The 23,656-nt window shown below is 67.5% G+C and carries 15 protein-coding genes; 2 read left to right on the top strand and 13 right to left on the bottom strand.

Annotated elements, in window-relative coordinates:
- The first annotated feature begins 22 nt into the window (after positions 1–22).
- Positions 23–562 carry an endonuclease V gene (locus ACFVDI_RS10570; RefSeq protein WP_378904011.1) on the top strand — a complete coding sequence of 180 codons (540 nt, stop codon included), beginning with the start codon at positions 23–25 and terminating at the stop codon, positions 560–562.
- A 162-nt stretch (positions 563–724) separates the two neighbouring features.
- On the opposite strand, the gene ACFVDI_RS10565 is transcribed toward ACFVDI_RS10570, so the two are convergent.
- The 9 genes from ACFVDI_RS10565 to ACFVDI_RS10525 form a co-directional block, all read right to left on the bottom strand.
- The gene (locus tag ACFVDI_RS10565; protein ID WP_378904008.1) at positions 725–1,150 is read right to left on the bottom strand and encodes a toxin-antitoxin system YwqK family antitoxin; all 426 of its coding nucleotides are present in this window, start codon (positions 1,148–1,150) and stop codon (positions 725–727) included.
- The gene (locus ACFVDI_RS10560) at positions 1,147–10,155 is read right to left on the bottom strand and encodes a DNRLRE domain-containing protein (protein WP_378904005.1); all 9,009 of its coding nucleotides are present in this window, start codon (positions 10,153–10,155) and stop codon (positions 1,147–1,149) included. The genes ACFVDI_RS10565 and ACFVDI_RS10560 overlap by 4 nt, the downstream gene beginning before the upstream one ends.
- A gap of 222 nt (positions 10,156–10,377) precedes the next feature.
- Positions 10,378–11,346, bottom strand: a complete 969-nt coding sequence (locus ACFVDI_RS10555) for an AraC family transcriptional regulator (RefSeq protein ID WP_378904002.1) — start codon at positions 11,344–11,346, stop codon at positions 10,378–10,380.
- 158 nt (positions 11,347–11,504) lie between these two features.
- The gene (locus ACFVDI_RS10550; RefSeq protein WP_378903999.1) at positions 11,505–13,001 is read right to left on the bottom strand and encodes a flavin-containing monooxygenase; all 1,497 of its coding nucleotides are present in this window, start codon (positions 12,999–13,001) and stop codon (positions 11,505–11,507) included.
- Between the two features lie 126 nt (positions 13,002–13,127).
- Positions 13,128–13,826, bottom strand: coding sequence for an SRPBCC family protein (locus ACFVDI_RS10545; RefSeq protein ID WP_378903996.1), 699 nt, complete (start codon positions 13,824–13,826; stop codon positions 13,128–13,130).
- Positions 13,827–13,829: 3 nt separating this feature from the next.
- Positions 13,830–14,684, bottom strand: a complete 855-nt coding sequence (locus ACFVDI_RS10540; RefSeq protein ID WP_378903993.1) for an FAD binding domain-containing protein — start codon at positions 14,682–14,684, stop codon at positions 13,830–13,832.
- Positions 14,681–17,158, bottom strand: a complete 2,478-nt coding sequence (locus tag ACFVDI_RS10535; protein ID WP_378903990.1) for a xanthine dehydrogenase family protein molybdopterin-binding subunit — start codon at positions 17,156–17,158, stop codon at positions 14,681–14,683. Before ACFVDI_RS10535 ends, ACFVDI_RS10540 begins: the two co-directional genes overlap by 4 nt.
- Positions 17,155–17,688 (bottom strand): (2Fe-2S)-binding protein, encoded by a 534-nt coding sequence (locus ACFVDI_RS10530; protein WP_378903987.1) that lies wholly within the window; start codon positions 17,686–17,688, stop codon positions 17,155–17,157. The genes ACFVDI_RS10535 and ACFVDI_RS10530 overlap by 4 nt, the downstream gene beginning before the upstream one ends.
- A gap of 98 nt (positions 17,689–17,786) precedes the next feature.
- Positions 17,787–19,010, bottom strand: a complete 1,224-nt coding sequence (locus ACFVDI_RS10525) for a transcriptional regulator (RefSeq protein ID WP_378903984.1) — start codon at positions 19,008–19,010, stop codon at positions 17,787–17,789.
- Between the two features lie 139 nt (positions 19,011–19,149).
- On the opposite strand from ACFVDI_RS10525, the gene ACFVDI_RS10520 reads away from it, so the two are divergent.
- Positions 19,150–19,608 (top strand): GNAT family N-acetyltransferase, encoded by a 459-nt coding sequence (locus ACFVDI_RS10520; protein WP_378903981.1) that lies wholly within the window; start codon positions 19,150–19,152, stop codon positions 19,606–19,608.
- Between the two features lie 33 nt (positions 19,609–19,641).
- Here the strand turns inward: ACFVDI_RS10520 and ACFVDI_RS10515 are convergent, their stop codons facing one another.
- The 4 genes from ACFVDI_RS10515 to ACFVDI_RS10500 form a co-directional block, all read right to left on the bottom strand.
- The gene (locus ACFVDI_RS10515) at positions 19,642–20,427 is read right to left on the bottom strand and encodes a TspO/MBR family protein (protein WP_378903978.1); all 786 of its coding nucleotides are present in this window, start codon (positions 20,425–20,427) and stop codon (positions 19,642–19,644) included.
- Between the two features lie 35 nt (positions 20,428–20,462).
- Complete coding sequence (locus tag ACFVDI_RS10510) at positions 20,463–21,584, bottom strand: XdhC family protein (RefSeq protein ID WP_378903975.1); 1,122 nt, start codon at positions 21,582–21,584, stop codon at positions 20,463–20,465.
- Positions 21,577–22,683: a VWA domain-containing protein gene (locus tag ACFVDI_RS10505; RefSeq protein WP_378903972.1), complete on the bottom strand. Its 1,107-nt coding sequence runs from the start codon at positions 22,681–22,683 to the stop codon at positions 21,577–21,579. Before ACFVDI_RS10505 ends, ACFVDI_RS10510 begins: the two co-directional genes overlap by 8 nt.
- Before the next feature lie 76 nt (positions 22,684–22,759).
- Positions 22,760–23,638 (bottom strand): AAA family ATPase, encoded by an 879-nt coding sequence (locus ACFVDI_RS10500; protein ID WP_378903969.1) that lies wholly within the window; start codon positions 23,636–23,638, stop codon positions 22,760–22,762.
- Between the last annotated feature and the right edge of the window lie 18 nt (positions 23,639–23,656).

Genomic DNA, 23,656 nt, shown 5'->3' with positions numbered 1-23,656 from the left:
CCTCATCCATTAGCCTGTTGACATGGGCGATAGGTTCGGTGCGACTGACGTCTACTACCCTCCCGATGGGGGCGCGACCGCGGCACTGATCGTGAGTACCGAACCGAATTTCGCCAGCATCACCCTCCGTCGAACGGCTAACCTGCCCATCGTCGCGGACTACCTGCCCGGACGCTTCTACCAGCGCGAGCTGCCAGCTATCGAGGTTGTCCTCGAGAACATCGAGCCACTCGACCTTCTGATCGTTGATGGATATGTCGATCTCGATCCGAACGGGCGCGCCGGCCTCGGCCGCCACGTCTGGGATGCCGGCCTCGCTGCAGCAGTGGTTGGTGTTGCGAAGACCGCGTTCCGGTCCGCGACCCACGCCATCCCTGTCACACGCGGGGAAGCCACGAAACCGCTCTACATCACTGCGGCAGGAATGCCTACCCCGGAGGCTGCAGACCTCATACGCAACATGGCTGGAACAGCACGCCTTCCCGACGCCCTTCGTCTCGTTGACCGGATTAGCCGCGGCAAGGAGACCGCGAGCGTCGATCCGGGTGGTGACCACCGATGACCAGAGCCGTACCAACAACCTGACACTTGAGAAGGCTTGTACTCGCTATTCGTCACGTCCTCGCCACTCGTGCTTGCAGATACCCAGGTCAAACGCCGGCATCCCGTGCGCATCCCGCCCAAGCCGACTCGCCGTCGTCCGTGCCCCAACACCCCGACACAGTCATCTATCGGTGGGTTCATCCCATTCGTACTCCCGACGCATCCGGTTGAGAACCTGCGCAGCTTCACCGTTCGGGTCGATTCGCTCCTCGCGCACAATGCGCCCTTCATCATCCAGAACACGAAGCAATACCCTGACGCCATGCGAGTAGGTCGCTTCCTCGCGCAACTTGCCCGATTCGTCGTACTCCCTGGCGGGCCCGTGCGGAACACCCTGGACGTGCCAGGACTCGCCCTTGAGGACACCTGATGGGTACCAGTCGCGCGCGGGTCCATCTTGCAATCCATCGCGGTAAGTCACCTCCGAACGCCCGCGGATGGCTGACTCCTCAAAGGCTACGCCGGTGAAGGGCTTCCCGCCGTCGGTGAAGACAAGGTCTTCGTCGAAGTCCAGTTCTGAGTCCGGAACCAACCGCGGTTCGGTCATCTTGCTAGGTCCTCCGCTCCGGTGAGAATGCTCGCGCAGTTCGAGCACATGACGATCGGATCTCCTTGAGCCGCTCCACGCAACCGAACCCCGAACACGTCGAAGTCAGCGATCGTCGCTCCCAGCCGCGCGAACAAGCCCTCGTTCACCGCATTGATCTCCGCATGCGATCCTGGCACACCCTTCCCAGGGGCACCTGGGCCGAGGAAGGCATCCAATGCCTCCTTCATCGCGGGATGCAACGGCGACGGAATGCCGGTGTTCTGCCCGTAGAAGATCTCGCCGGTCTTTCGATCCATCGCGCCGCTGAGCACCGGCCCACGTTTCCTGATCGACTGCGTCGCAACCACCTCGGCCGCCTTCGAGTGCACAGCCGCCTTCAGCGCCGCGCTGTTGGCGGCCTTCGACGCGCCGCTGGCGAGAGTCTTGGTTCCCTTAGCGGCAAGTCCTCCGCCACCACCGACGAACGCAGTGGCTACGTCGAAGGTGATCCCGCCGGCGACGTAGGCGTTGGTCGTGGTGTCAACATCCAACTTCTCGTTGACCGTCTCCCTGGCATAGTCGTCGAGGCCGAACGCGTTCACCAGACCCGAGAACGGGGTCAGCTCTGCGAGCCCGATCGCTGAGTTCGCCGCGCCACCGAGGGCATCTCCACCATCCCCTGAAGAGACCATGCCTTCGACGACAGGGTCGACCTTGCGCTCGGGATCTGGGTTGCAGGCCGCGAGACCCCAGGTGCCGCATCCGGGTGCATTCGTCGGTGCGGGCGCGCTCCCACCGCTACCGGTGTCGGTGATGGTCATATGCCCGTCGAGCTCGATCCCACCGATCGGGTTGCCCCCGCTGAACGCGTACCTGTTCGTGTTCCACGGGTCCATGCCCAACGCCAGATCGTTGAGCGCACCCTGGTAGAAGTCGCGAGTCAGGAACCGGTTGATGCCCGGGTCATAGTCACGGAACCCGATGTCGTAGGTCCCGGTGCCGCCGTGGATCCGCTTCCCGGAGAACCGGTAGGGGTTCACGTTGTCGAGATCAGCCGCCATCTTGTCGGTCTCGCTGGAGGCGGTGGAGTAGGCGTCCTCGCCGGTGGTGCCCTTCGTGTCGGGCTGACCATAGGCGGTGTACCGGTACGTCGAGGCAGTGGTCCCGTCCGTACTGGTCATCGTCTCGATGTCACCGTGCGGGTTGGTGCCGTAATACTGAGTCTTCGTCGTGGTCCCGTTGACCGGGGTATCGGTCAACTGCAGCTTCGACCCATCGGGACCGTAGGCGTAGTTCTTCGAAACCTTCCACGTCCCAGAGGTGTTCTTCTCCTCCTCGACCGCCACCTGATCGCTCGTGCCGAGGTAGGTGAACCGCAGATCCTTGGTCGGCTTGCCCGTGATCGCAGTCGACTGCGAGGTCGTACGATCGAACGGGTCGAAGGTCTGGTTCTTGGTCAGCTGCAACACACCCGCGGAGTCATAACGCTGCTCCCGGATGGTCCGGTCGAACCCGTCATAGGCATACCGCTCGATCGTCTGACCCGCGTTGTCCCGACTGATCAGACGCCCGTACGGGTCATAACGGCTATACGTCGTCCCGGCGCCAGTGACCGCACTGGAGGAGAGCCGGTCACGGTCGAAGGTCGAGGTTGTGGTGATCGCCCCAATGGTCTGCTTGATCGTGTTCCCGGCCGCGTCATAGACGTAGGTCTCATCATCACCAGCATCCGCGCCGGTCTTGTCCACCGAGGCGAGCTGCCCGGCCGGGGTGTAGGCGAACGTCGAGCGCTGGTCGAGGGTCCCGGTCGAGCCGGCCTGGTCCACCTTGGCCACATCGAACGACTTCTGCCCGTCAGCGTCGTAGTCCAACGTGTGGGCCGCGACGACCTGCTTGCCGCGGTCCGCGCTGGTGCGCTCATCGGAGGTCCGCAGCAGCCGGTCCTCGTAGAAGGTGTAGCCGCCCCGGTTCCCGTTGGGCTTGGTCAGCGAGACGGGGAGCCCGCGGGAGTCGTACTCGTAGGCGTAGCGGCTGTTTGCCGAGGTCGACTGGGGCCCGGTGGCGACGGTGGCGACCATGTTGCGTACGTCGTAGGTGTAGCCGGTGTAGCGGGTCGCGGCCAGGTTCCCAGAACCCGTGTCCGTGTCGACGTTGCGGTCGGCGTAGGTGCTGGTCAGGTTCGAGTTCAGGTCGTACGTGTAGGACGTGGTGCGCCTGGTGGTTGTGCCGGCGAGCTCGGTGGAGGACTTGGCCCTACCGAGGCCGTCGTAACTGGTCCGGTAGGTGTCGGCCTTCGCGCCAGGGGTGTTGTCCTTGACCTCGGTGGTCAGACCGTTGCGGTCATAGGTGTACGCATACGCCTTGCTTGGGCCAGCAGCCGACGGGACCAGGGACACCCCATCGGCAACCACGACACCGTCCGCAGACGGCTTGAGGACGACGGTCTTGGTTACGCCGGCATCGAACCGGTAGGTCCCGAGGGACATCCATTTCTGGGCGCTGGTGCAAGTCTTCTGGTTGACGGTGGCGGTCTTGGCACCATCTGCGGTGTTGATGGTGTAAACCGCGGCGGTGGTGGTGTCGGTGCGGACTGGGCAGGAGGCTCTGACCTCGTAGGTGTCGTTGTTGTCCGGGGTCACCTTCCATGTCGCGGCATCCGACGCACCGGTGGATCCGGCGGCTGCAGCGGCATGCCAGACGTAGTTGGAGCCGTCGATGTTGGGATCCTGACCCGTGTTGGACACCGTGGTCCAGGCAGCGCTGGGTGCGGCGGTGAACATCGAGCCGTTGGCGTTGCTGTAGTACTTGATCAACTCCCGGGGTGCCTGGTCATCCTTGGATGCCACCGACCCGTCGGGGTAGTACGACATCGAAGTGGTGCGGATCGATGCCGCGTCAGAGTTGGGATTGTTGAACTTGCGCTGGGTCTGCTGGCCGAGCTGGTTATAGAGGTAGGAAGTAGCCAGGCCGTGCGGGTCAGTGGTGGTCTTGATCTCGCCCGAGGGGAAGTAGGCAAAGTTGGTCCACTGATCCGCGGCGGCCGGCGCAGTGGCGTCGAACGTGGGTTGCGACTGACGCTTCAAACGGCCAGCGGCGTCGTACTCGTAGAACGTCGAGGTCGGGTTCGGGTAGGCCGCATCACCGCTCTTGAACGGCGCCTTGGTCTGAGTCACCTCGCCGGCCAGGTTGTAGACCGTCTCGGAGGCCCGGCCGGTGGGGCTGGTCGTCTTGATGACCTGGCCGACCTTGTCGTAGGTGGTCTTGGTGACCTGGTCCCTCGCGGACGTGTCTCCCCAGGCCGTGTGGGGGACGTGGGTCTCGATCGGGCGGCCGGCGGTGTCGTAGACCTTGCGGACCCGGACCCCACGCGGGTCCACGGTCGCGGTGACCAGGCCGTCGGCGTCGTACTCGGTCTTGGTGACATACCCCTTCGCGTCCGTAGAGGTGATGGGGCGGTGGTTGAGGTCGTAGCCGACCTTGGCGGTGTAGTCGGAGTCTGCGGTGGTGGCGTTCTTGACCGGGTCGACGGTCTTCACCAGGTTCCCCACCGTGTCGTAGCTCGACGTCGTGGTGGCGGTCTTGCTGGTCCCGTCGGTGTCCACGAACGGGACATCGACGCGGATCTGCTGGCCGACCTTGTCGTAGACGTACCGGGTGACGAAGTCGTTAGCGTTGCTGGTGGTGGCCACGCCTTCGGGGGCGGTCTGCTCGATCTGCTGACCCAGATCGTCGTAGGAGGTGGTGATGGCCCTGCCGGTGGTGTTGTTGTCCGGCAGGTCCTGCCGAGTCGGCAGATCAGCCGCGTTGTAGGTGCTGGTGGTGACCGCGCCGTTGGCGGCGGTCGAGGAGGTCAGGTTGTCGTTGAGGTCGTAGGAGGACACCGTCGTACGGGTCGCCTTCGGCGAGCCCGGAGCGGAGTCATCGCCGGGGGTGGTGACCTTGGTCGGGCGGCCGAACCCGTCGTACTCGACGGTTGAGACGTTGTTGAGTGGGTCGGTCACGGTCAGCGTGTTGCCGCGGGGGTCGTAGGTGATCGACGAGGACCGGTCGGTCGTGGCCGTGATCTGCGAGGTGACCTTCGTCGGCATCCCGGAGACGTCGTAGGTGTTGTACGTGGTGACCGCGCCGTTCGCATCGGTCGCCGTGGCGAGCAGACCCTCAGGCTTGTAGGTATAGCTCGTCGTGTTCCCCAGCGGGTCCGCCACGCTCTTCAGCGCGCCGGTCGCGGGGTCGTTGGTGAAGGTCCATTTCCGGCCGGCGGCGCTGGTCTTGGTCTTCAACGCGGTCGGGGCGCCCGGTGCGTTCAGGAGTCGCTCGTAGGTCAGCTTGACCCCGGCTCCCCCGGTCTTCACGGCCTGGGCATCCCGGATGGTCAGGGGGTAGCCGGTGCGGTTGTCGTAGTCCCATGTCGAGACCGCTCCGTTGGCCTCCTCGAGCCGGATCACGTTGTGGTCGCGGTCCCAGCCCAGCTTGGTGGTGTGCTGCAGCGAGTCGGTGACCGATGTCGTGCGGCCGTACCCGTCGACCCGGTAGGTGGTGACCGTGTCACCGGGGCTGCCCGGTGTCCCGCCGCCCGGAGACGCGGTGGCGTTGTGGTCGGTGACCACCGCCTGGGTGTCCACTCCCTCAGACCCGTCGGGGTCGGAGTAGGTGAAGTCGGTGGTCTTGTTGCGACGGTCGGTGAAGGTCTTGGGCCAGTTGGCGTAGGCGGAATTCTCCGTCGAGGTGAAGTACGCGATCCGGGAGACGTTGTCCCTCGGGTCAGTGATCGAGGTCATCAACGTGCCCGTGTTGGCCGAGTCGTTGGTGTAGGTGAACCCGAACCTCTTCACCGGCGCTGTGGACACCCCCTCGACCGGGGCCGCGGTGTCGCTCAGGCTGGTCAGCATGTGGGCCGCGTTGTAGCCGAACGAGAGCTTCTGGCCGGCGATGTCGGTGATCGAGGTCAGACCAGCAGCATCCCAGCTCAGAGACAGCACCGTACGGCCCTGGGAATCCTTGACCGTCTCCAGGCGATCACCGGTGCTCGAATAGCCGAAGGAGAGCCGGTTGCCATATATGTCGACGACCGCGGTCTGCAACCCGGCATCCACCGCCGTCGCGACCACCTGGCCCGTGGCGGGGTCCTTCTCTTCAGGCGCATCCTGCTGCGCGAAGAAGAATCGGGTTCCGTCCGGACGTGTGAACACCCACTGCTCCCGCACCGGCGCCGTGGCATCGCGATGCAACTCCAACGCCACCCCCGCGGGGCGGTCGTACTCCAGAATGTTGGGAGTCGTCATGTCGTCGTGGATCTTGTAGGTGTGGCCGGTGCCGTCACCATCGACGAAGGTCATCAGGTTGTTCGTCGACCCGCCGCTGGGCACCGAGAGCTTGGACCCGAGCCGGGTCAGGGTGCCGGGCTGGATCGAGACACCCCAGCCCGCGCCGGCGTCGGTGCCGTCCTTGGAGTTGTAGGTCGCCCGCACGAACGCCGAGGGGCCGACTGACGGGTTCGAGATCGCGTCGTAGGACCACGACTCGTTGCCCGAGGCCAGGTTCGTCAGCACCTGGGAACCGGCGCCGGTCTCCTCGCCGGTGTAGGTGCCGAACTTCTCCAAGCCGAGGGCGTTAGAGGTCGCGGACTCGACATAGCGGTCCTGGCACAGCAACCCGGTCGCAACCATCGCACACCCCGGGGTGGAGTTCTGGCCACCACCCGGCTTGTACGGGTGCGCCGCGGACCACCACGAGTTGTCGGTGGTGTTGCGCAGGTCCAGGTAGAAGTCGTAGGCGAGTCGCTTCGACCCGGTGTCGGAGTTGATCGGGGTACGTACGGGCAGGGTCAGGTCGACCGACTCTCCCGGTTCCAACGCCCGCCCGACAGCGACCTTGAGCCGGTCACCTTCGACGGTGATGTCGCTGGTCGAGTCGGGCTCCGTCCACCGGTAGGTCAGCTCCAGGCTGGCCGGCCAGGCGGTGTCGGTGGTGTTCGTTACCGTAACCGGGACCCGGGTGATCGTGCCCGGTACAAACCGTTGCGGCATGGTGGGTGCCTCGAAGATCTGGTCGTCGTTCTTGACCAAATGCTCGACCCGTAGCCGGGGCCGCAGGCTCGGGTCTAGCGCCTCGCTGTTCAAGAATCCGACCCGGTGCGTGGAAACCGCCTCGTCACGGACCTTCAGCAGCAACCCGTTCGGGGCACCCGCAGTCCCATCGACCCAACCCTGCACTGTCGCCAGCAGACCGGTCGAGGACAGCTTCACGCGATCAGGGCTGTTGTTCAACGTCGCCGACGCAATCGCGGTGGCTTTGAATGCACCGCCGTCGGTCCAGTCCTGCGCCGTCGAGGCCCGCTGCCAGGTCGCCTGGTTCTCCACGAAACCGCTAGTCATCTCGTGCAGGTCATAGACGGCATCTGTTGCACCATTGGTTGCAGCACCTGCCGACTTCCACAGATCCAGCGATGCCGAAGTCACCCTGGCCCGGCGGTTGATCGGGGAGGTGTCGAAACCGAACACCGCTCGCTCGTCACCATAGGTCGGACTGTTGTTGCCAGCCTGAACCCACGTGCGGTCACCAGCAGTGATCTCATCAGGGTTGGGAAGATTGGTGGTTGGCTTCGCCGCCGACAACGTCGTGTCCGCCACATCACCACCAGGACCCCCAACGCGGCTGGCGGTGAAGATCCGGGCAATCCGGCCCTGTCTCGGAATCTCCACAGTCATTGGCGAGCCCACCGCGGAGCCGTCCCGACCCTCCTCTGCACTGCCGCCCGAGGACGGTGCCTGGGCATCGGCCACGGTGCGCGCGACAACCCAATAGCGATAGGACGCCTTCTCGGTCGCGGTCGAGGCAACCGCGGTCTCATCACGGAACGTAAACGTGTCTGCTGGGACCGAGCCGACTAGCTTCAACGCCCCGTTGCGGGCGTACTCGGTGGAGAAGTCCTCGCCCACCGGAGTCGTACATGCAGCCTGAGGCAGCGACACGCAGCCACGGAAGACTTGATACTCCGCCACATCGTCTTCCTGGGCGAACGACGGGTCCGACGCTGAAGACCATGACAATTCCGGACCATCGGCGTGCACCGTGGACGGGACATCCTGGGTCGGGCCGGGCTGACCCAGCACCACCACCAGTTGCGGGCGGGTGTCACCTTCAGCTTCAGAGGCGTAAGCACCGTCCGACGAGTGATAGTACGGGCCGCCCAGCGGGCCCGTCCCGGACTCGTCGGCCGACATGAGCGTCAGACCGAAGTTGGTCTCCGGGTTCGCGACCCAGCCCTTGACCATCGTGCCCAGTCCGTAGGTGTGCCACCCATCCCGCTCCGTTGCACCCTTGTAGGTCTGCGCATACTCCAACCAGCGCACCGCATCCGCCATAGGGGCCGTGGCCGTCGTGCCCGCCTGGCGCGTCATCCGGATCCGGGCAGTCGCCCCCGGCGCGAAGTGCTGTTGAGTTGAGATCCGTTTCCACGTCGAGGACGTGCCTACGGTTTGATCCACTCCCACCGACGCACTCGTGTCACGATCACCCGTCGCCGTGTACGTCGGTTTTCCACGTGAGGCGCCCGGGAGATAGCGGACGTCGGTTTCGAACATCCCCGCCCACGGCAGCTTGCCGTTCCATTCGAACGTGTCCGCCGTCGTGCCCGAGCCCAACGAGGAATACGAACCATAGACCGCACCCGCGTCCGCCACGTCCTTCCACGGACCAGTGAACGAGGTCGCCCCACCATCGGAGTCATCGACCAGGAACTGGTTGAACGAGTTGACCGCCGAATACGCGGTGTTCATCGTGTCCCAAGTCGCGGTGGTCTCGGTCCACGCCTTGGTCACCGGGTAGGCGAACAACCGAACCGGCTCGGCCTCACTGGTGTGCACCCCAGAGAAGTGCAGACGCAACTGCGCCGCATACACCTGCGCATCAGTCGGAATCGCCGACGTGTCGAACCTGAACAACCCACGCCACTTGCTCGTCGCCGAGGACATACCTACCGGAATCGAGCCCTCCGAGGGGAACGCACTCGTCGGCGAGGCCGAGGAGATCTTCACGTCCTGACCATCAGTCGCGTCCGGCGCATAGACCAAGGTGGGGTCGATGCTGATCGGCCACTCACGCGACTTCTGGCCCAGCCAGTCGGCCTCCGGGGTGATCGTCACCGTCGTCGTGCCGTCCTCGGCCTCACCCAGGATCTGGGTCACCGCATCCGAACGCGCACCGGCTGCGTCCGTCATGAACGGCGCCGGAAGCACCAGCCTCGGGCGCTTCGCGTCCTTGCTCTTGTAGAGCCCGATCGCGCCACCCTCGATCTTCCGAGCAAACAGACCCTTGAGGTCCAACGCGAAGGTGAAGCCTTCGGCCGGGGCTGCCTCTGCATCGGGAAGGAGGATCTCCTCCTTCAACTCACCAGCCCCCACCGTGTAACGCAGGTCAGCCGACCCGAACACGTCATCGACGTCGACCCCGGAACCCTCCGCCTTCGGCGTCAGCTTCCCGTCTTTGCCGACCGCGCCCATCGAGACCGACCAGCCATCACCCGCAGCGGACGCCAAGTCGTGGCGCGACCGGCCGAATCTGGTCGTGAACACGTTCGACTCGTTCACGAAGGCAGCAGAACCCGTACCGGGGTTGACCTCGGTCTCGATCGGCTGCCACCCGTCCGACGACGACTGGCGCCAATGGATCGGCGCCGTGCTCAGCGTGACCTGACGCGTCCCATCCGACATCAGGTGCGTTGTCGACCGCTCGCGCCGCTGGCCGGTCAACTCGCGCACCCTATACGGCTTGAGCGAACCCGGATGCTTAGGTCGCTTCTCCCCCACCGACGCCGCAGCCGACCCCAACCGCGCCGACGGCTTCGCCGCCACCGCCGGGCTCGGCGCCTTCAGCTGCGCGACCCGCGGAGCAGCGGCGGCAACCGCAGCCCGAGACGCAGCGGTCGCCGGCAACGCCAGCCCCGTCAGCATCAGCACCACGCTCAACAGGCCGATCACGGATGTCAGGACAGCGCGGACGATCGCCCGAGACACAGAAGGCACGACAACTCCTGGAGACGTGGGGGGAGGAAGGTGCCGTGTCCGAGCGGCATCGAAACCTAACTCGGCTCATGGATTCTTGCCCACCGAATACCCAGAACTGGAGAGACATTTTACTCAGCGCCGTAATTCATCCCCTCGAGACGATGGCGCGGCCGTGCTGGTCACCGGCCTTCGCGAGCACCTGATGGAGGTCAGGAAGCGGTTACCGGTTCGTCGCATGAGTCAGCGCATGAGCGTCTGTGACGGGAGCTCCTGGAACTGCGCCCGGTACGCCTGGGAGAACCGGCCGAGGTGGAAGAAGCCCCACTGGGCGGCGATGGCGGTGACCGAGGTGGCGGTCGCGTCGGCGGCGAGCAGGTCGGAGTGGGCACGGTCGAGCCGGGTCCGCCGCCAGTACTCTAAGGGCGTTGTGTCGAGGTCGCGCTGGAACGCCTCCTGCAGCGTGCGAGTGGAGACGCCGACCTTCTGAGCGAGCTCGGCGACCTTCCAGGGGCGCTCGGGGTGGGCCTCGAGGAGGTCCACGGCCATGCGTACGGCTCGGGAGATCGTGGGCGTGACGTTCCCGGAGACGATCTCCAAGGACGTGTTGGCCTGGATCGTCAGCAGGCCGCCGATGAGCGCCTGCTCGTAGGGCGCGGCAACCAGCGGTGAGCTCATCAGCGAGCCACCCGCCTCGACGTTGTCGTAGGCCAGGCGCACCATCTTCAGCCAGTCGCGCACCTCCGGCCGCCCGAGGTCGAGCGTCGGGTCGAAGACGACCGGACCGGAGCCGCCGATGCCCGCGGCCGCCTCCTCGACCGCGCTGCGGCGGATGTAGACCTGCAGCTTCTCGCAGCCGTCGGACCAGAGCATGTCGACCGGCTCGGTCGGCGAGCCGATCGAGGCGCGGGTACGGTCGGCGAGGACGACGTGCTCTCCGACCTTGACCTTGGCGCTGCCGGCCAGCGGGAGCTGGATCAGGTAGAAGTCGTCGAAGGTGCCCGGGGTGATCCGCACCTCGTCGCCGTAGCGCATGTAGTTGAGCATCACGTCCTCGCCCAGCGGCGCGGCGTTGTGCACCATGTCGAGCTGCGAGCCGGCCTTCGTCAGCGCCAGGTAGTGGGCGCAGAAACGTTCCGCCACGGCTTCTCGAGCCTGGTCCACGTCAGTGGTGGCGACAACGGTGTGGCGGCTCAGCAGGGGACGGGGCAAGGGAGGCTCCTGGACCGTGGCTCGATTGACCGAAGAGCGTAGCGGAGCCGGCGCCGTGTCGACGCGAACACGGCGCAATCACTGTCTAAGGTCCCAGCCCAGGTCCTCACCCGGTCGAGATGCCGGTCCCACCCAGGAAACCGGCATCTCGCGCCGTACTAGCTCCTCGCCGCCAGCTTCTCCACGAGCCTGGGAGTGACCGAGGCGTACGCCTTCGGGTTGATCGGCAGCAGCCACTGCACTGCTTTGGTCAGCCTGCCGACGTCGAGGCCGACGTCCCCGAGGACCTCGTCGATGTTGTGCATCGAGAACGGGATGATGTTGGTGCCGCGGGCGTGGTGACCGTCGGTGCGCTCCCGCATCCAGGCGAGCCTCGCGGTGACATGGGCCTCCATCTCCTCGACCGGCGGAACCTCGTGGCCGCCACCGAGGTGGGAGCCGATCCAGACGGCGCTCATCTCGGCCGAGAGCGGCGAGAAGAACGAGGAGTTGTAGCCGGCGAAGGTCAGGTCCTTCACGGTCAGCGGGAGGATCTGGCGGTAGAGCTGGTAGTCGCCGTTGTCGTCGGTGAGCTGGTCCTGGATCTCCTCGGAGAAGAACGGGAGCTCCTGCTTGAAGCCGGTCGCGGTCACCACGACGTCGGCAGGCACCGCGCGGCCGTTGGCGAGCTCGGCGTACGACTTGCCGTCCTTGGTCACGAAGGCAGCGATCTCGGTGTCGCGCTCGACGGCGATGTCCCCGGCCTCGACGCCTTCGAAGAATCCCTCGGTGGCCAGCGAGACCGTCGAGCGGGCGATGTCGGTGAACTGGCCCTTCGGCAGCAGACCGAGCTTCTTCAGCTTGAGCTGGCTGGTGGTGACCGACTCGACGCTGCCGACCATCGACCCGGCCATCTTCGATCCGCCCGCGTGCAGCACCTTCTCGGCACCACGGATGTTCTGATAGGGAAAGAGCCCCTCCCCCATGCGCGTGAGCAGCAGCACCTTGTAGTTGAGGACGCCCTTGATCTTGCGCGGCATCTTCCACAGCAGCTGGCGCGCGACCACGGTGGTCGAGGACGCCTCCTTGGCGATCTCGACGGCCACGTCGCAGGCCGACTTCCCGTAGCCGACGACCACGACATCCTTGCCCTTGACGGTCTCCAGGTCGTGCAGCTCGCTCGCGGCGAGGATCTGGCCGCCGGCGGCCTTCAGCTCCTCGACCCCGTCGTACGCGGGGGAGAACGGCTCCGAGAAGACACCACTGGCCACGACAAGGTGGTCGAAGTGCTCGGTCGCCTCGGCGTCGGCCCCCGCAGCGGAACTGGCTCGCGAGGTGAGGGCCCAGCCGCCCCCTCCAGCCGGCTGGGCACTCCGCACCTCGGTGGAGAGCCTGATCATCGGGGCGAGCTCGAACTTCTCGACGTACATCTCGAGGTAGCTCTGCACCTGCTCGCCACGGAGCCACTCGGGGAACACCTTCGGCATCCTCAGGTCCGAGAGCGTGTAGGAGTCCTTGTTGTTCTGCGTCGTCAGGCCCGGGTAGCGACGGGTGCGGCTCCATACACCACCGACATCGGGCGCCTTCTCGAAGACGGTGATGTCGTGCCCGAGCTGGGTGAGCACCTTGGCCGAGGCGATGCCTGCGAACCCGGCGCCGATGACCGCGATCTTCACTTTTTCTGTTTCCTCTCGCAGCAGGGTCTGCGTAGGCAAAACGCTAGAGAGGTCGAACAGCGCTCCGCTATCCGTGTTGCGCGAGAGGTATCCGGTTTGCGCGACGGATTGTCGCGCAAACCGGTCTCAGCCGCGCAGCAGCTTGTAGACGATCACCACCGCGGCGATGACGGCCACCCCGATGGCGATCTTCTTGCCGTAGTTCTTGATCAGCACCGGCACCACGGTCGCACCCAGGTCGATGGCCTCGGGCTGTTTGGCGTGCTTCGGCGCCTGCGGCGTCGGCGCTGCGGCTGTCGACGGGGCAGCCGGCGATGGTTCCGAGCTCCCTTCACCCACGGGCTCCGCCGCGGCCGGTGCCTCGGGGGTCACCGGAGCGGCAGCCGGAGCCGACTTGGACTCCAGGCACGCGACGAACTGGCCGAGGAGCTTGTCGGAGACGTCCTGCATGACCCCACGACCGAACTGGGCGGGCTTGCCGGTGACCGCGAGGTCGGTGACGATCTCGACCCTGGTGCCGGTGCCCTCCGGAGCCATCGTCAGGGTCGCGTTGGCACCGGCGGTGCCGTTGCCGCGCTTGTCGCGCCCCTTGGCCTCGACGACCAGCCGCCGGGCGGACTCGTCCTTCTCGACGAAGGTGCCGGAGCCGGCGTAGACCATGGCGATGGGACCGAGCTTGACCTTCACCGTGCCGGTGAAGGTGTCGCCCTCGGCCGAGGTGACCTGGGCTCCCGGGAAGCATTCGGCGAGCGAGCCGATGTCCAGGAAGCTGTCCCAGGTCTCCTCGACCGAGGTCGGGACCGTGAACTGGTGCGTCAGATCCACGCGTCAGCCCCCGAGTGCCTGCGTGATGGCGCGCCGTGCCAGCACCGTGACCAGGTGGCGCCGGTAGTCGGCGTCGCCGTTGAGGTCGGAGGGCGGCTCGGCGCCGTCCGCGGCCAGGGCCGCGGCGTTGCGTACGACCTCCTCGGTGGCCTGCTGGCCGACCAGCGCCTGCTCGACGCCGGCGGCCCGGAGCGGGGTCGAGCCCATGTTGGTGAGGCCGATCGCCGCCCCCTCGATCACACCGCCGGAGACCTTGAGGGTCGCGCCGACCGCGCAGATCGGCCACTGGTGGGCGACCCGGACGAACTTCTCGTAGTGAGCAGTCCATCCGGTGTGCTTCGGGATGCGTACGCCGACGAGCAGCTCGTCCTCGGAGACGGCCGTCTCGAAGAGCCCCTGGAAGAACTCCGCGCCCGGGACGACCCGCTCGCCGGCCGGCCCGGCGATGACGAACTCGGCGCCCAGAGCAAGGGCCGGTGCTCCGAGATCGCCCGCCGGGTCGGCGTGGGCGAGCGCACCACCGAAGGTGCCGCGGTGGCGCACCTGCTCGTCGGCGACCGTCGCCGTGGCACGAGCGACCAGGGCCGCGTGCTCGGCGACCAGAGGATCGGTCGCGACGTCGCAGTGGCGCGTCATGGCGCCGATCAGGATCGAGTCACCCTCGTCACGTACGCCCTTGAGGGAGTCGATGCGACCGAGGTCGATGACCCACTCGGGAGCGTTGAGGCGCATCCTCAGTACCGGCAGCAGGCTCTGGCCGCCGGCGATGATCTTGGCCTCGTCCCCGTACTGCGCGAGGGCGGCCAGGGCCTCCTCGACCGTGGTCGGGGCGACGTAGTCGAACGATGCGGGAATCACTGGGCGTCTCCTTCCGTGCGGTCGACGTTCCCGGACATGCCCGTCGACGGATCGAAGTGTGCGGCGGCCGCACCGGTGGTCTCGCCACCGGCCGAGCCCTCGTTGATGGCCCGCCACACCCGTTCCGGCGTGCAGGGCATGGTCACGTCGTGCACGCCGAGCGGGCGTAGCGCGTCGACGACCGCGTTGACCACGGCCGGGGTGGAGGCGATCGTGCCGGCCTCACCGACTCCCTTGGTGCCGAGCGTGTTGGTGGTCGCCGGCGAGGTGGTGTGGTCGATCTCGAAGCTGATCGTGTCGGCGGCGGTCGGGAGCAGGTAGTCCACGAACGAGCCCGACACCAAGGTGCCGGCGTCGTCGTAGACGGCGTCCTCCCACAGCGCCTGGGCGATGCCCTGGACGAGTCCACCGTGCACCTGACCTGCGACGATGAGCGGGTTGATGATGTTGCCGATGTCGTCGCAGCAGACGTACTTCCGCATCTTCACCTGCCCGGTCTCGGTGTCGACCTCCATCGCGCACAGGTGGGTGCCGTGCGGGAAGTTGAAGTTCTCCGGGTCGAAGGTGGCCTCGGAGTCGAGGTTGGCCTCGACGCCGTCGGGCAGGTTGTGCGCGGCGAAGACCGCCGTGGACAGCTCGCCGATGGACATCCCCTGGTCGGTGCCGCGCACCGTCCACCTGCCGCCGGTGAACTCGAGGTCGTCGACGCTCGCCTCGAGCAGGTGGGCCGCGATCGGCTTGGCCTTCTCGAGCACCTTGTCGGCCGCCCGGACGAGCGCCTCGCCACCCACGACCAGCGACCTGGACCCGTAGGTGTCGTAGCCCTTGGCCGCGATCTGGGTGTCGCCGTGGAGCACCTCGACGTCCTCGAACGGTACGCCGAGACGGTCCGCCACGATCTGGCTGAACGCGGTCTCGTGCCCCTGGCCGTGCGCGCTGGCGCCGGTGATGACCTCGACCTTGCCGGTCGGGGTCAGCCGCACCTGGGCGTGCTCCCAGCCACCGGCGCCGTAGTCGAGGCTGCCGAGCACCCTCGAGGGGGCGAGGCCGCACATCTCGGTGAACGTCGAGACGCCGATGCCCAGCTGGACCGGGTCGTTGTTGGCCCGGCGCTGCTGCTGCTCGGCACGGAGCTCGTCATACCCGAAGAGCTCCTTCGCCTTGGCCGTCGCCGCCTCGTAGTTCCCCGAGTCGTACGTCAGACCGGCGATGGTCGTGAACGGGAACTCCTCGTGCTTGATCCAGTTCCGCTCCCGGATCTCGAGCGGATCGACCCCGACCTCGGCGGCGAGCTCGTCCATCAGCCGCTCGACGGCGTACGTCGCCTCCGGCCGTCCCGCGCCGCGGTAGGCGTCGGTCCAGGTGGTGTTGGTGAACACGGTCTGGCAGTTGAACTGATAGGCCGGGAACTTGTAGATCGCGTTGAACATGAACGCGCCGAGCACCGGGACACCGCCGCCGACGATGGCGACGTAGGCGCCCAGATTGGCGTCGAGCTCGACCTTGAGGCCGGTGACCTGACCGTCCTTCGTGGCCGAGAGAGTCAGCTTCTGGATCTGGTCGCGGCCGTGGTGAGCGCTGAGGAGGGACTCCGAGCGGGTCTCGGTGTACTTCACGGGCTTGCCGAGCCGGCGGGCCATCGCGAAGACGATCATCTCCTCCGGCGTCTGCTGGAGCTTGCCTCCGAAGCCGCCGCCGACGTCGGGCGCGATCACCCTGATCTTCGACTCGGGCACCCCGGTGGTCGCGGCGAAGGCGAACCGCAGGATGTGCGGGATCTGGGTGGCGCTCCACACGGTGATCTGCTCACCGGTCGGGTCGCACACGACGCTGCGCGGCTCCATGAAGGCCGGGATCAGGCGCTGCTGGCGGTAGGTCCGCTCGAGGACGATCCCGTCGTTGCGGGCCGCCGAGATGGCCTCGTCGACGTTGCCGCCGGTGCCGGCCTGGGCGCTGTCGAAGACCCACAGCGCGGACTTGTTGGTGCCGAGGTCCGGGTGCGCGAGCACCTCGTCCTTGACCGCCTCCTCGAGGGAGACGACCGCGGGAAGCTCCTCGTAGTCGACCTCGACCATCTCGGCGGCGTCGCGGGCCGCGGCCGCGGACCGGGCGGCCACGACCGCGACGATCTCCCCGGCGAAGGTGACCCGGTCTGTGGCGATCGGCGGGTGGGCCGGCGTCTTCTGGTCGGGCGTGATCGGCCAGGCGTTGATGCAGACGCCGAGCGTCTCGTCGAAGTCCTTGGCGGCCAGCACGGTCACCACGCCCTCGGAGTCCTCCGCGGCGCTGGTGTCGATGCCGGTGATCCGGGCGTGGGCGAAGGGACTGCGCACCATCGCCAGGTGCAGCATCCCGGGGAGGTTGATGTTGTCGGTCCAGCGGGTCCGGCCGGTGATCAGGCGCGCGTCCTCCTTGCGGCGCCGGTCGCGGCCGATCTCGTTGGTCTGCTCCGGACGAGCCTCTACGGCGGTCACAGCGCGTCCACCTCCTCGGTCGCGCCGCGCGGGTTGGCGGCATCCCTCCGGTGGTCGAGCCTGTCGAGACCGCCGCTGGCGTACTGCACCGCGCGGACGATGTTGTGGTAGCCCGTGCAGCGGCACAGGTTGCCCTCGATGCCCTCACGGATCTCGTCCTCGCTGGGCTGCGGGTTGCGCGTGAGCAGGTCGACGGACTGCATGATCATGCCGGGCGTACAGAACCCGCACTGCAGGCCGTGACACTCGCGGAACGCCTCCTGGACCGGGTGCAGGTCGCCCTCGACAGTGTCGGCGAGCCCCTCGATCGTGGTCACCTCGCATCCGTCGGCCTGCACCGCGAGCACGTTGCACGACTTCACCGAGTCGCCGTCGAGATGGACCGTGCAGGCGCCGCAGTTGCTGGTGTCGCAACCGATCACCGTGCCGGTCTTGCCGAGTCCTTCGCGCAGATACTGCACGAGCAGTGTCCGCGGTTCGACGTCGTCGGTGACCTTCATACCGTCGACGCGCATGCTGATCCGGGCCATGTTGTCTCCCTGCCAGACGTCACTGTGTGGGCCAGATCACAGTAGGACGCGCAGGGTTGGGCTCCGGTTGGCTGCTGCTGCCGGTTACCTCTTCTTGGTCAGCGACTGGCAGCCAAACGTGCCCTGAGCAGGGGCAACGCCGGATGGGCGCTCGCGCCGAGGCGGCGCAGACAGACGTCGACGACCTCGGTGTCGTAGGGAGCCAGCTCGCTGTAGCGCAGCACCGCGTCAGGCTGCGGGTCGGCGATCAGCGCCTCGCGCAGCGCGACCGCGACGTAGTCGGCCATCTCGGCCAGCGCCGGGCTGTTGGTGCCGGGCAGGAGATCACCGCCGTACGCCTCCACCGCACCCGCCACCCGGCCGTGCCGGATCAGGGCGAGGACCTGCTCGACGTCGGTCGCCACCGGCATCAGCAGACGGTAGGGCCTCGAGGCGACCTGGCCGCCCAGGGCATGGCGAAGGTGGGAGACCTCGGCCTTCAGCGTGGAGAAGGTGACCGCCTGGTCGCCGTAGACCATCGCGTGCAGCCGCTCCAACGAGAGGCCCTCGGGGTGCAGCGCGAGCAGGGCGAGGATCTCGGTCTGACGGCGGTTGAGCAGCAGCCGCTGGCCGTCGAGCCAGGTCTCCGCGGTGCCCAGCAGGGTCAGCACCAGGCCAGGCTCGGCGATCGCCTCGTCCTCCCGCGGGGTCGGGATCTTCGGCAGCGCGCCCTCGATGAGGCGCGCCATCACCCGGGCCGTGGCCATCCCGATCGGGTGCGTTCGGTCCCAGGTCGTGGAGAGGTCGAGGACACCGAGGTGCTTGCCGGTGACCGGGTCGTGGAGCGGCGCGGCCCAGCAGACCCAGTTGTGCACGACCTCGGCATAGTGCTCGGGGCCGAAGACCATCGACGGCGAGTTGGTGCGGTTGGCGAGGTCGAGCGCGTTGGTGCCGGCGCTCTCGTCGTCCCAGCGGCCGCCCGGCACGAAGTTGACCGACTCCGCCTTGTGGCGCATCACCCGGCCGCCGTAGGTCCACAGCACCCGGGTGTCGGGGTCGGTGACCGCGATGACCAGGTCACCGTCGTCGGCGGTGCAGCGCAGCTCCTCCTCGACCCGCTCGACGGCCACCTGGAGCGGCGACCCGCGCCACATCTCCCGGGTCTCGTCCTCGTCGGCCAGCGGCGCCTCGCGTACATCCGGCTTCACTGCCGTCGCCGAACGCGTCCAGCTGGTCAGGATCTCGGGCCGGACGAAGTCCTCGGCCGCGTCGCCGCTCTCCACGAAGGCGGTCCACGCCCGCGCCGCGCTGATGCGGCGCTCCTGCAGATCGCTACGAACCATCACTCCCCCTTTGGAGCTCGGCCCATTGAGGCTGGGTTCTGCCAAGGTAGCACCCTGTGACACACCTCACGATCCCCTCGGCGGTACCCGCTCACGCCACGATCGATCGCGGCTCCCACCGCGGTGTCAGAGTGGGTGCATGACGACGCGCACCGCCACGACCTGGGCCGACTTCGAGACCGCGGCCAGGCTGCAGGTCGACTTCGACACCGAGTACGCCTACCCCGCCCCTCCTGCCGACGAGCTCGCCCGGCACCTCAGCCGGCTCGTCGAGGGCGGGGACACGACGGTGATGCTGATCGGCGACCCCGCGGTCGGCCACGGCATCACCCGCTTCCGCCGGCAGACCACGGCCGACGAGCTCGAGGCCTATCTCGCCGAGCTCTACATCGTGCCCGACCGCCGCGGGCACGGCCTCGGCACCATCTTGCTGCAGGCGATCATCGACGAGGCGAAGGCCCGCGGCGCGACGCACATGGACCTGGGGACGAGCGAGGACGACACCTCGGCCCGCGCACTGTACGAGAAGTTCGGCTTCGACAACCACGAGGGCCGCGGCTCCGGCCCGAGGGCGCTCTACTACGAGAAGGAGCTGTAGCGCGCCCACGTCGGCCACTCGGCCCGTTGACGATCAGGCCCGAACGCTCTCGGGGTGGCCGTCGTACGACAATCCGCGAGCCATCGCGTGGAAGAGCATCGCCAGGACCAGGATTCCGGCGCAGACCAGCGCCACGATCGCCACCCACGTACTCTGCGAGAGCTGAAGCTGGCGGAGACCGATCGCGACCAGCGCCCACGCGCAGGAGATCAGCAGCTCTCGCAGGTTGCGCTCGAACAGAAGGATCAGCAGAACGACGGTGAGCACCGCGATCACCACGATCGAGGCCAGGGGGCTGACCGTCACATCCTTCGAGTCGAGGTAGGTCGCGATGTTGACGATGCTCGCCGCGGTCACCCATCCCGTGTAGAGCATCAGCGGCAGCCACACCATGAGGAAGTCCTTGGTGGACGGCCGGGAGGTGCCCACCCCCAGGCGCCACAGTGCGGCGTAGAGCGCTGCGGTGAGAGTCAGCAGAACAGCGACGGAGAGACCGATCCATTCCTTCACGAAGACGTAGGTCCACAGGCCGTTGCAGATGCTGGCGACGATGAAGAGCGGTCCGAGCAGCTGCGGGAGGTCGTTGTCATCGCGCGGATGGCGAAGATCCCTCGCCTGATGGACCGCGAAGACGATCAGCAGCAGATAGATGAGAGTCCAGATGGAGAACGCGTAGGCAGCCGGTGTCAGGTAGGTGGCGTATCTGTCCGATATCTCACCGATCGGTGGCAGATCGAGAATCTGCGCACCCGTCAGGAAGTTGGCCACAAGCGCAAAGACCAGGGCCAGAACATTACCGATCTGCCATGTTCTCTTCACTCGTCGACCGTAACAAACGAGATCGTGGCTCTTGTCTAACGGTCTTCGTGGATCCGTCCGGTGGTCGTGGCCAGGCGCTCACCCGAGCCGCCCCAACGGCCGGCGACGATCTCGGCCGCGATGGAGATGGCGGTCTCCTCCGGCGTACGGGCGCCGAGGTCGAGGCCGATGGGGCTGCTCAGGCGGGCGATCTCCTCGTCGGTGAGGCCGGCGTCGCGGAGCCGGGCGAGGCGGTCGTCGTGGGTGCGACGGGAGCCCATCGCGCCGACGTAGGCGATGTCGGGGAGACGGAGGGCGACCTCGAGGAGAGGTACGTCGAACTTCGGGTCGTGAGTGAGGACGGCGATCACGGTGCGCTGGTCGATGCGGCCCGCCTCGACCTCGGCGCCCAGATAGCGGTGGGGCCAGTCGACGACGACCTCGTCGGCCGAGGGGAAGCGGGAGTTGGTGGCGAAGACCGGGCGGGCGTCGCAGACGGTGACGTGATAGCCGAGGAACGCACCGACACGGGCGACGGCGGCGGCGAAGTCGATCGCGCCGAAGACGAGCATCCGGGGCTTGGGCGCGAAGGACCAGACGAAGACGCGCATGCCCTCGCCGCGGCGCTCGCCGTCGATGCCGTAGGAGAGCGTCTGGTTGGTGCCGTGCGCCAGGAGGCCGAGCGCGTCGTCATGGACGGCGTCGTCCATCCTGGCGCTCCCCAGGGATCCCTTGACACCTTCGGGGCGGATGAGGACACGGCGCCCCAGGATCTCGGGGTCGGGATGCTCGATGACGGTCGCGAGGGCGACGGGCGTGCCGCTGCGTACGTCCTCGGCGAGCTCGCCGAGCTCCGGGAAGGTCTCCTTCGACACCTTCTCCACGAAGACGTCGAGGATGCCGCCGCAGGTCAGGCCGACCGCGAACGCGTCGTCGTCGGAGAAGCCGTAGCGGTTGAGCTCCGGGATGCCGGAGGCGGCGACCTCACGGGCGACCTCGTAGACGGCGCCCTCGACACATCCACCGGAGACCGAGCCGACCGCGGTCTCGTCGGGGCCGACGAGCATCGAGGCCCCCGGGGGCCGAGGCGCCGACTGGAACGTCGCCACCACCGTCGCCACCGCCACGGTCTCGCCGGACTCCCACCACTTCATCAGATCGTCGAGTACGTCACGCACGCGCGATCACCTCCACCAGATCCTCGTACGTCGCCAGCGAATGTCCGGCGACGAAGTCGTCCACGTGCGGCAGCACCGCGACGATGCCTCGCTGCAGCGGCTCGTATCCAACCTTGCCACGGTGTGGGTTGACCCACACCACACGATGGGCGAGACGGTGCAATCTCGCCGTCTGCTCCTGCAGGAGCGCGGGGTCACCGCGCTCCCAGCCGTCGCTCGCGATGACCACCACCGCGCCTCTGGCCAGTCCTTGATGGCGCCGCAGGAACGCCTGCAGGTCGTCGCCGAGCCGGGTGCCACCCGACCAGTCGGGCACCGCCTCGCCGGCCGCGACGAGCGCTCGGTCGGGATCCCGGTGGCGCAGCGCGCGGGTGACGTCGGTGAGTCTGGTGCCCATGGTGAACACGGCGTTGGCCGGGTTCGTCGAGCTCACCCGGTGGGCCACCCGCAGCAGCACGTCGGCATAGGAGCTCATCGACCCGGACACGTCGATCAGCCACACGACGCGGCGCGGCCGCTCGCCGCGCCTGCGGTAGTGGATCCCGGCCGGCTCGCCGAGGTGTCGCAGGCTGACCCGCAGGGTGCGGTGGGCATCGACGCGGCCCCGTCGCCACTGCTCCTGTCGTGGCGTCCTTCTTCGTGGCGCGCGGGGGCGGAGCCGGGCGATCAGCGCGGCCACCCGCTCCTGCTCGGCCGGGTCGAGGTCGGCGACGTCACGGTGGCGCAGGGTCTCGATCTCGCTGGCCCGCGCCCGGATGATGTCGTCGGCGCCCTCCCCCTCCTCCTCGCCGTCCTGCGGCTCGGTCTCGGGAAGGCTGGAGGTGACCGAGACCGTACGCGGCGGCCCCTGCGGTCTCGGCAGCTTCGCGGTCGGCCCGAACCACGCCTCGAAGACCTGGTCGTAGCGGCGCAGGTCGTCGGGGCCGGCGCACAGTGTCGCCCGGCCGGCCGTGTAGGTCGCGGCCGGGTCGCCGGCGCCGACGATCGCGGTCGCCTGCAGGAAGCCGTGGGCGCGGTCCTGGGTCACCGGCACGCCGGCCGCCCTGAGCGCCCGGGTGAAGCCGAGCAGGATCTCGGGCCCGTCGTGTCCTACGGCCATGCCACCACGTCCGTAGGGCAAAGCTGAGAGTACGGGCGCGGCGGCCTGACGCCCATTGCCGCTCGCTTGCGCTCGCTCACGCCAGCAGCCGATCCAGCGCCGCCCGGACGCGATCGGCGTCCTCGCGGTGCTTGACGAGCGCACCGAGCGTGGCTGCGGCACTCTCCAGATTCATCTCGGTCGTGCCGAGGTGGTGCAGCGCGCGAGCCCAGTCGAGAGTCTCGGCGACCCCCGGCGGCTTGAGCAGGGCGTTCGCGCCCTCGGCGCCGCGCAGCTGCTGGACCACCGTGACCACCTGGCGGGCGAGCTCCTCGGCGACCTCGGGGGCTCGGCTGCGTACGATCTCGATCTCGCGGTCCAGGCCCGGGTGGTCGATCCAGTGGTAGAGGCAGCGGCGCTTGAGGGCGTCGTGGAGCTCGCGGGTGCGGTTGGAGGTGAGCACGACGACCGGGGGAACCGTCGCGGCGACCGTCCCGAACTCCGGGATCGTCACCTGATAGGTGGACAGCACCTCGAGCAGGAACGCCTCGAACTCGTCATCAGCGCGGTCGACCTCGTCGACGAGCAGCACCGAGGGCGCCTGCCGCAGCGCCGCCAGCACCGGACGGGCGAGCAGGAACCGCTCGTCGTAGAGCGACTTCTCGGCCTCCTCCACCTCGCCCGCACCACCGGCCGCCTCCAGGGCGCGCAGGTGCAGGATCTGGCGGGCGAAGTCCCAGTCGTAGAGTGCCTGGGTGGCGTCGATCCCCTCGTAGCACTGCAACCTGACCAGCGGCAGGTCGAACGCCTCGGCGACGGCCTCGGCGAGCGCGGTCTTGCCGGTCCCCGGTTCACCCTCGAGCAGCAGCGGACGCTGCATCCTGAGCGCGAGGAACGTCACCGTCGCCAGCTCCGGATCGGCCAGATATCCCGTCGCCGCCAGGCGGTCGGCGATCTCCCGGGGCGTCAGGTCCATGACCTGAGCCTAGAACGC

Origin of the sequence: Nocardioides sp. NPDC057767, from assembly GCF_042798275.1 — a bacterium.
Taxonomy (GTDB): Bacteria; Actinomycetota; Actinomycetes; order Propionibacteriales; family Nocardioidaceae; genus Nocardioides.
Note: the sequence above shows the minus strand (reverse complement) of the source record. Positions and strands in the feature narration are given on the sequence as shown.

Coding starts and splice junctions, on each gene's coding strand:
- ACFVDI_RS10570 (WP_378904011.1), top strand. CDS start 23: ATGGGCGATAGGTTCGGTGCGACTGACGTCTACTACCCTCCCGATGGG.
- ACFVDI_RS10565 (WP_378904008.1), bottom strand. CDS start 1,150: ATGACCGAACCGCGGTTGGTTCCGGACTCAGAACTGGACTTCGACGAA.
- ACFVDI_RS10530 (WP_378903987.1), bottom strand. CDS start 17,688: ATGGCCCGGATCAGCATGCGCGTCGACGGTATGAAGGTCACCGACGAC.
- ACFVDI_RS10525 (WP_378903984.1), bottom strand. CDS start 19,010: ATGGTTCGTAGCGATCTGCAGGAGCGCCGCATCAGCGCGGCGCGGGCG.
- ACFVDI_RS10520 (WP_378903981.1), top strand. CDS start 19,150: ATGACGACGCGCACCGCCACGACCTGGGCCGACTTCGAGACCGCGGCC.
- ACFVDI_RS10505 (WP_378903972.1), bottom strand. CDS start 22,683: ATGGCCGTAGGACACGACGGGCCCGAGATCCTGCTCGGCTTCACCCGG.
- ACFVDI_RS10500 (WP_378903969.1), bottom strand. CDS start 23,638: ATGGACCTGACGCCCCGGGAGATCGCCGACCGCCTGGCGGCGACGGGA.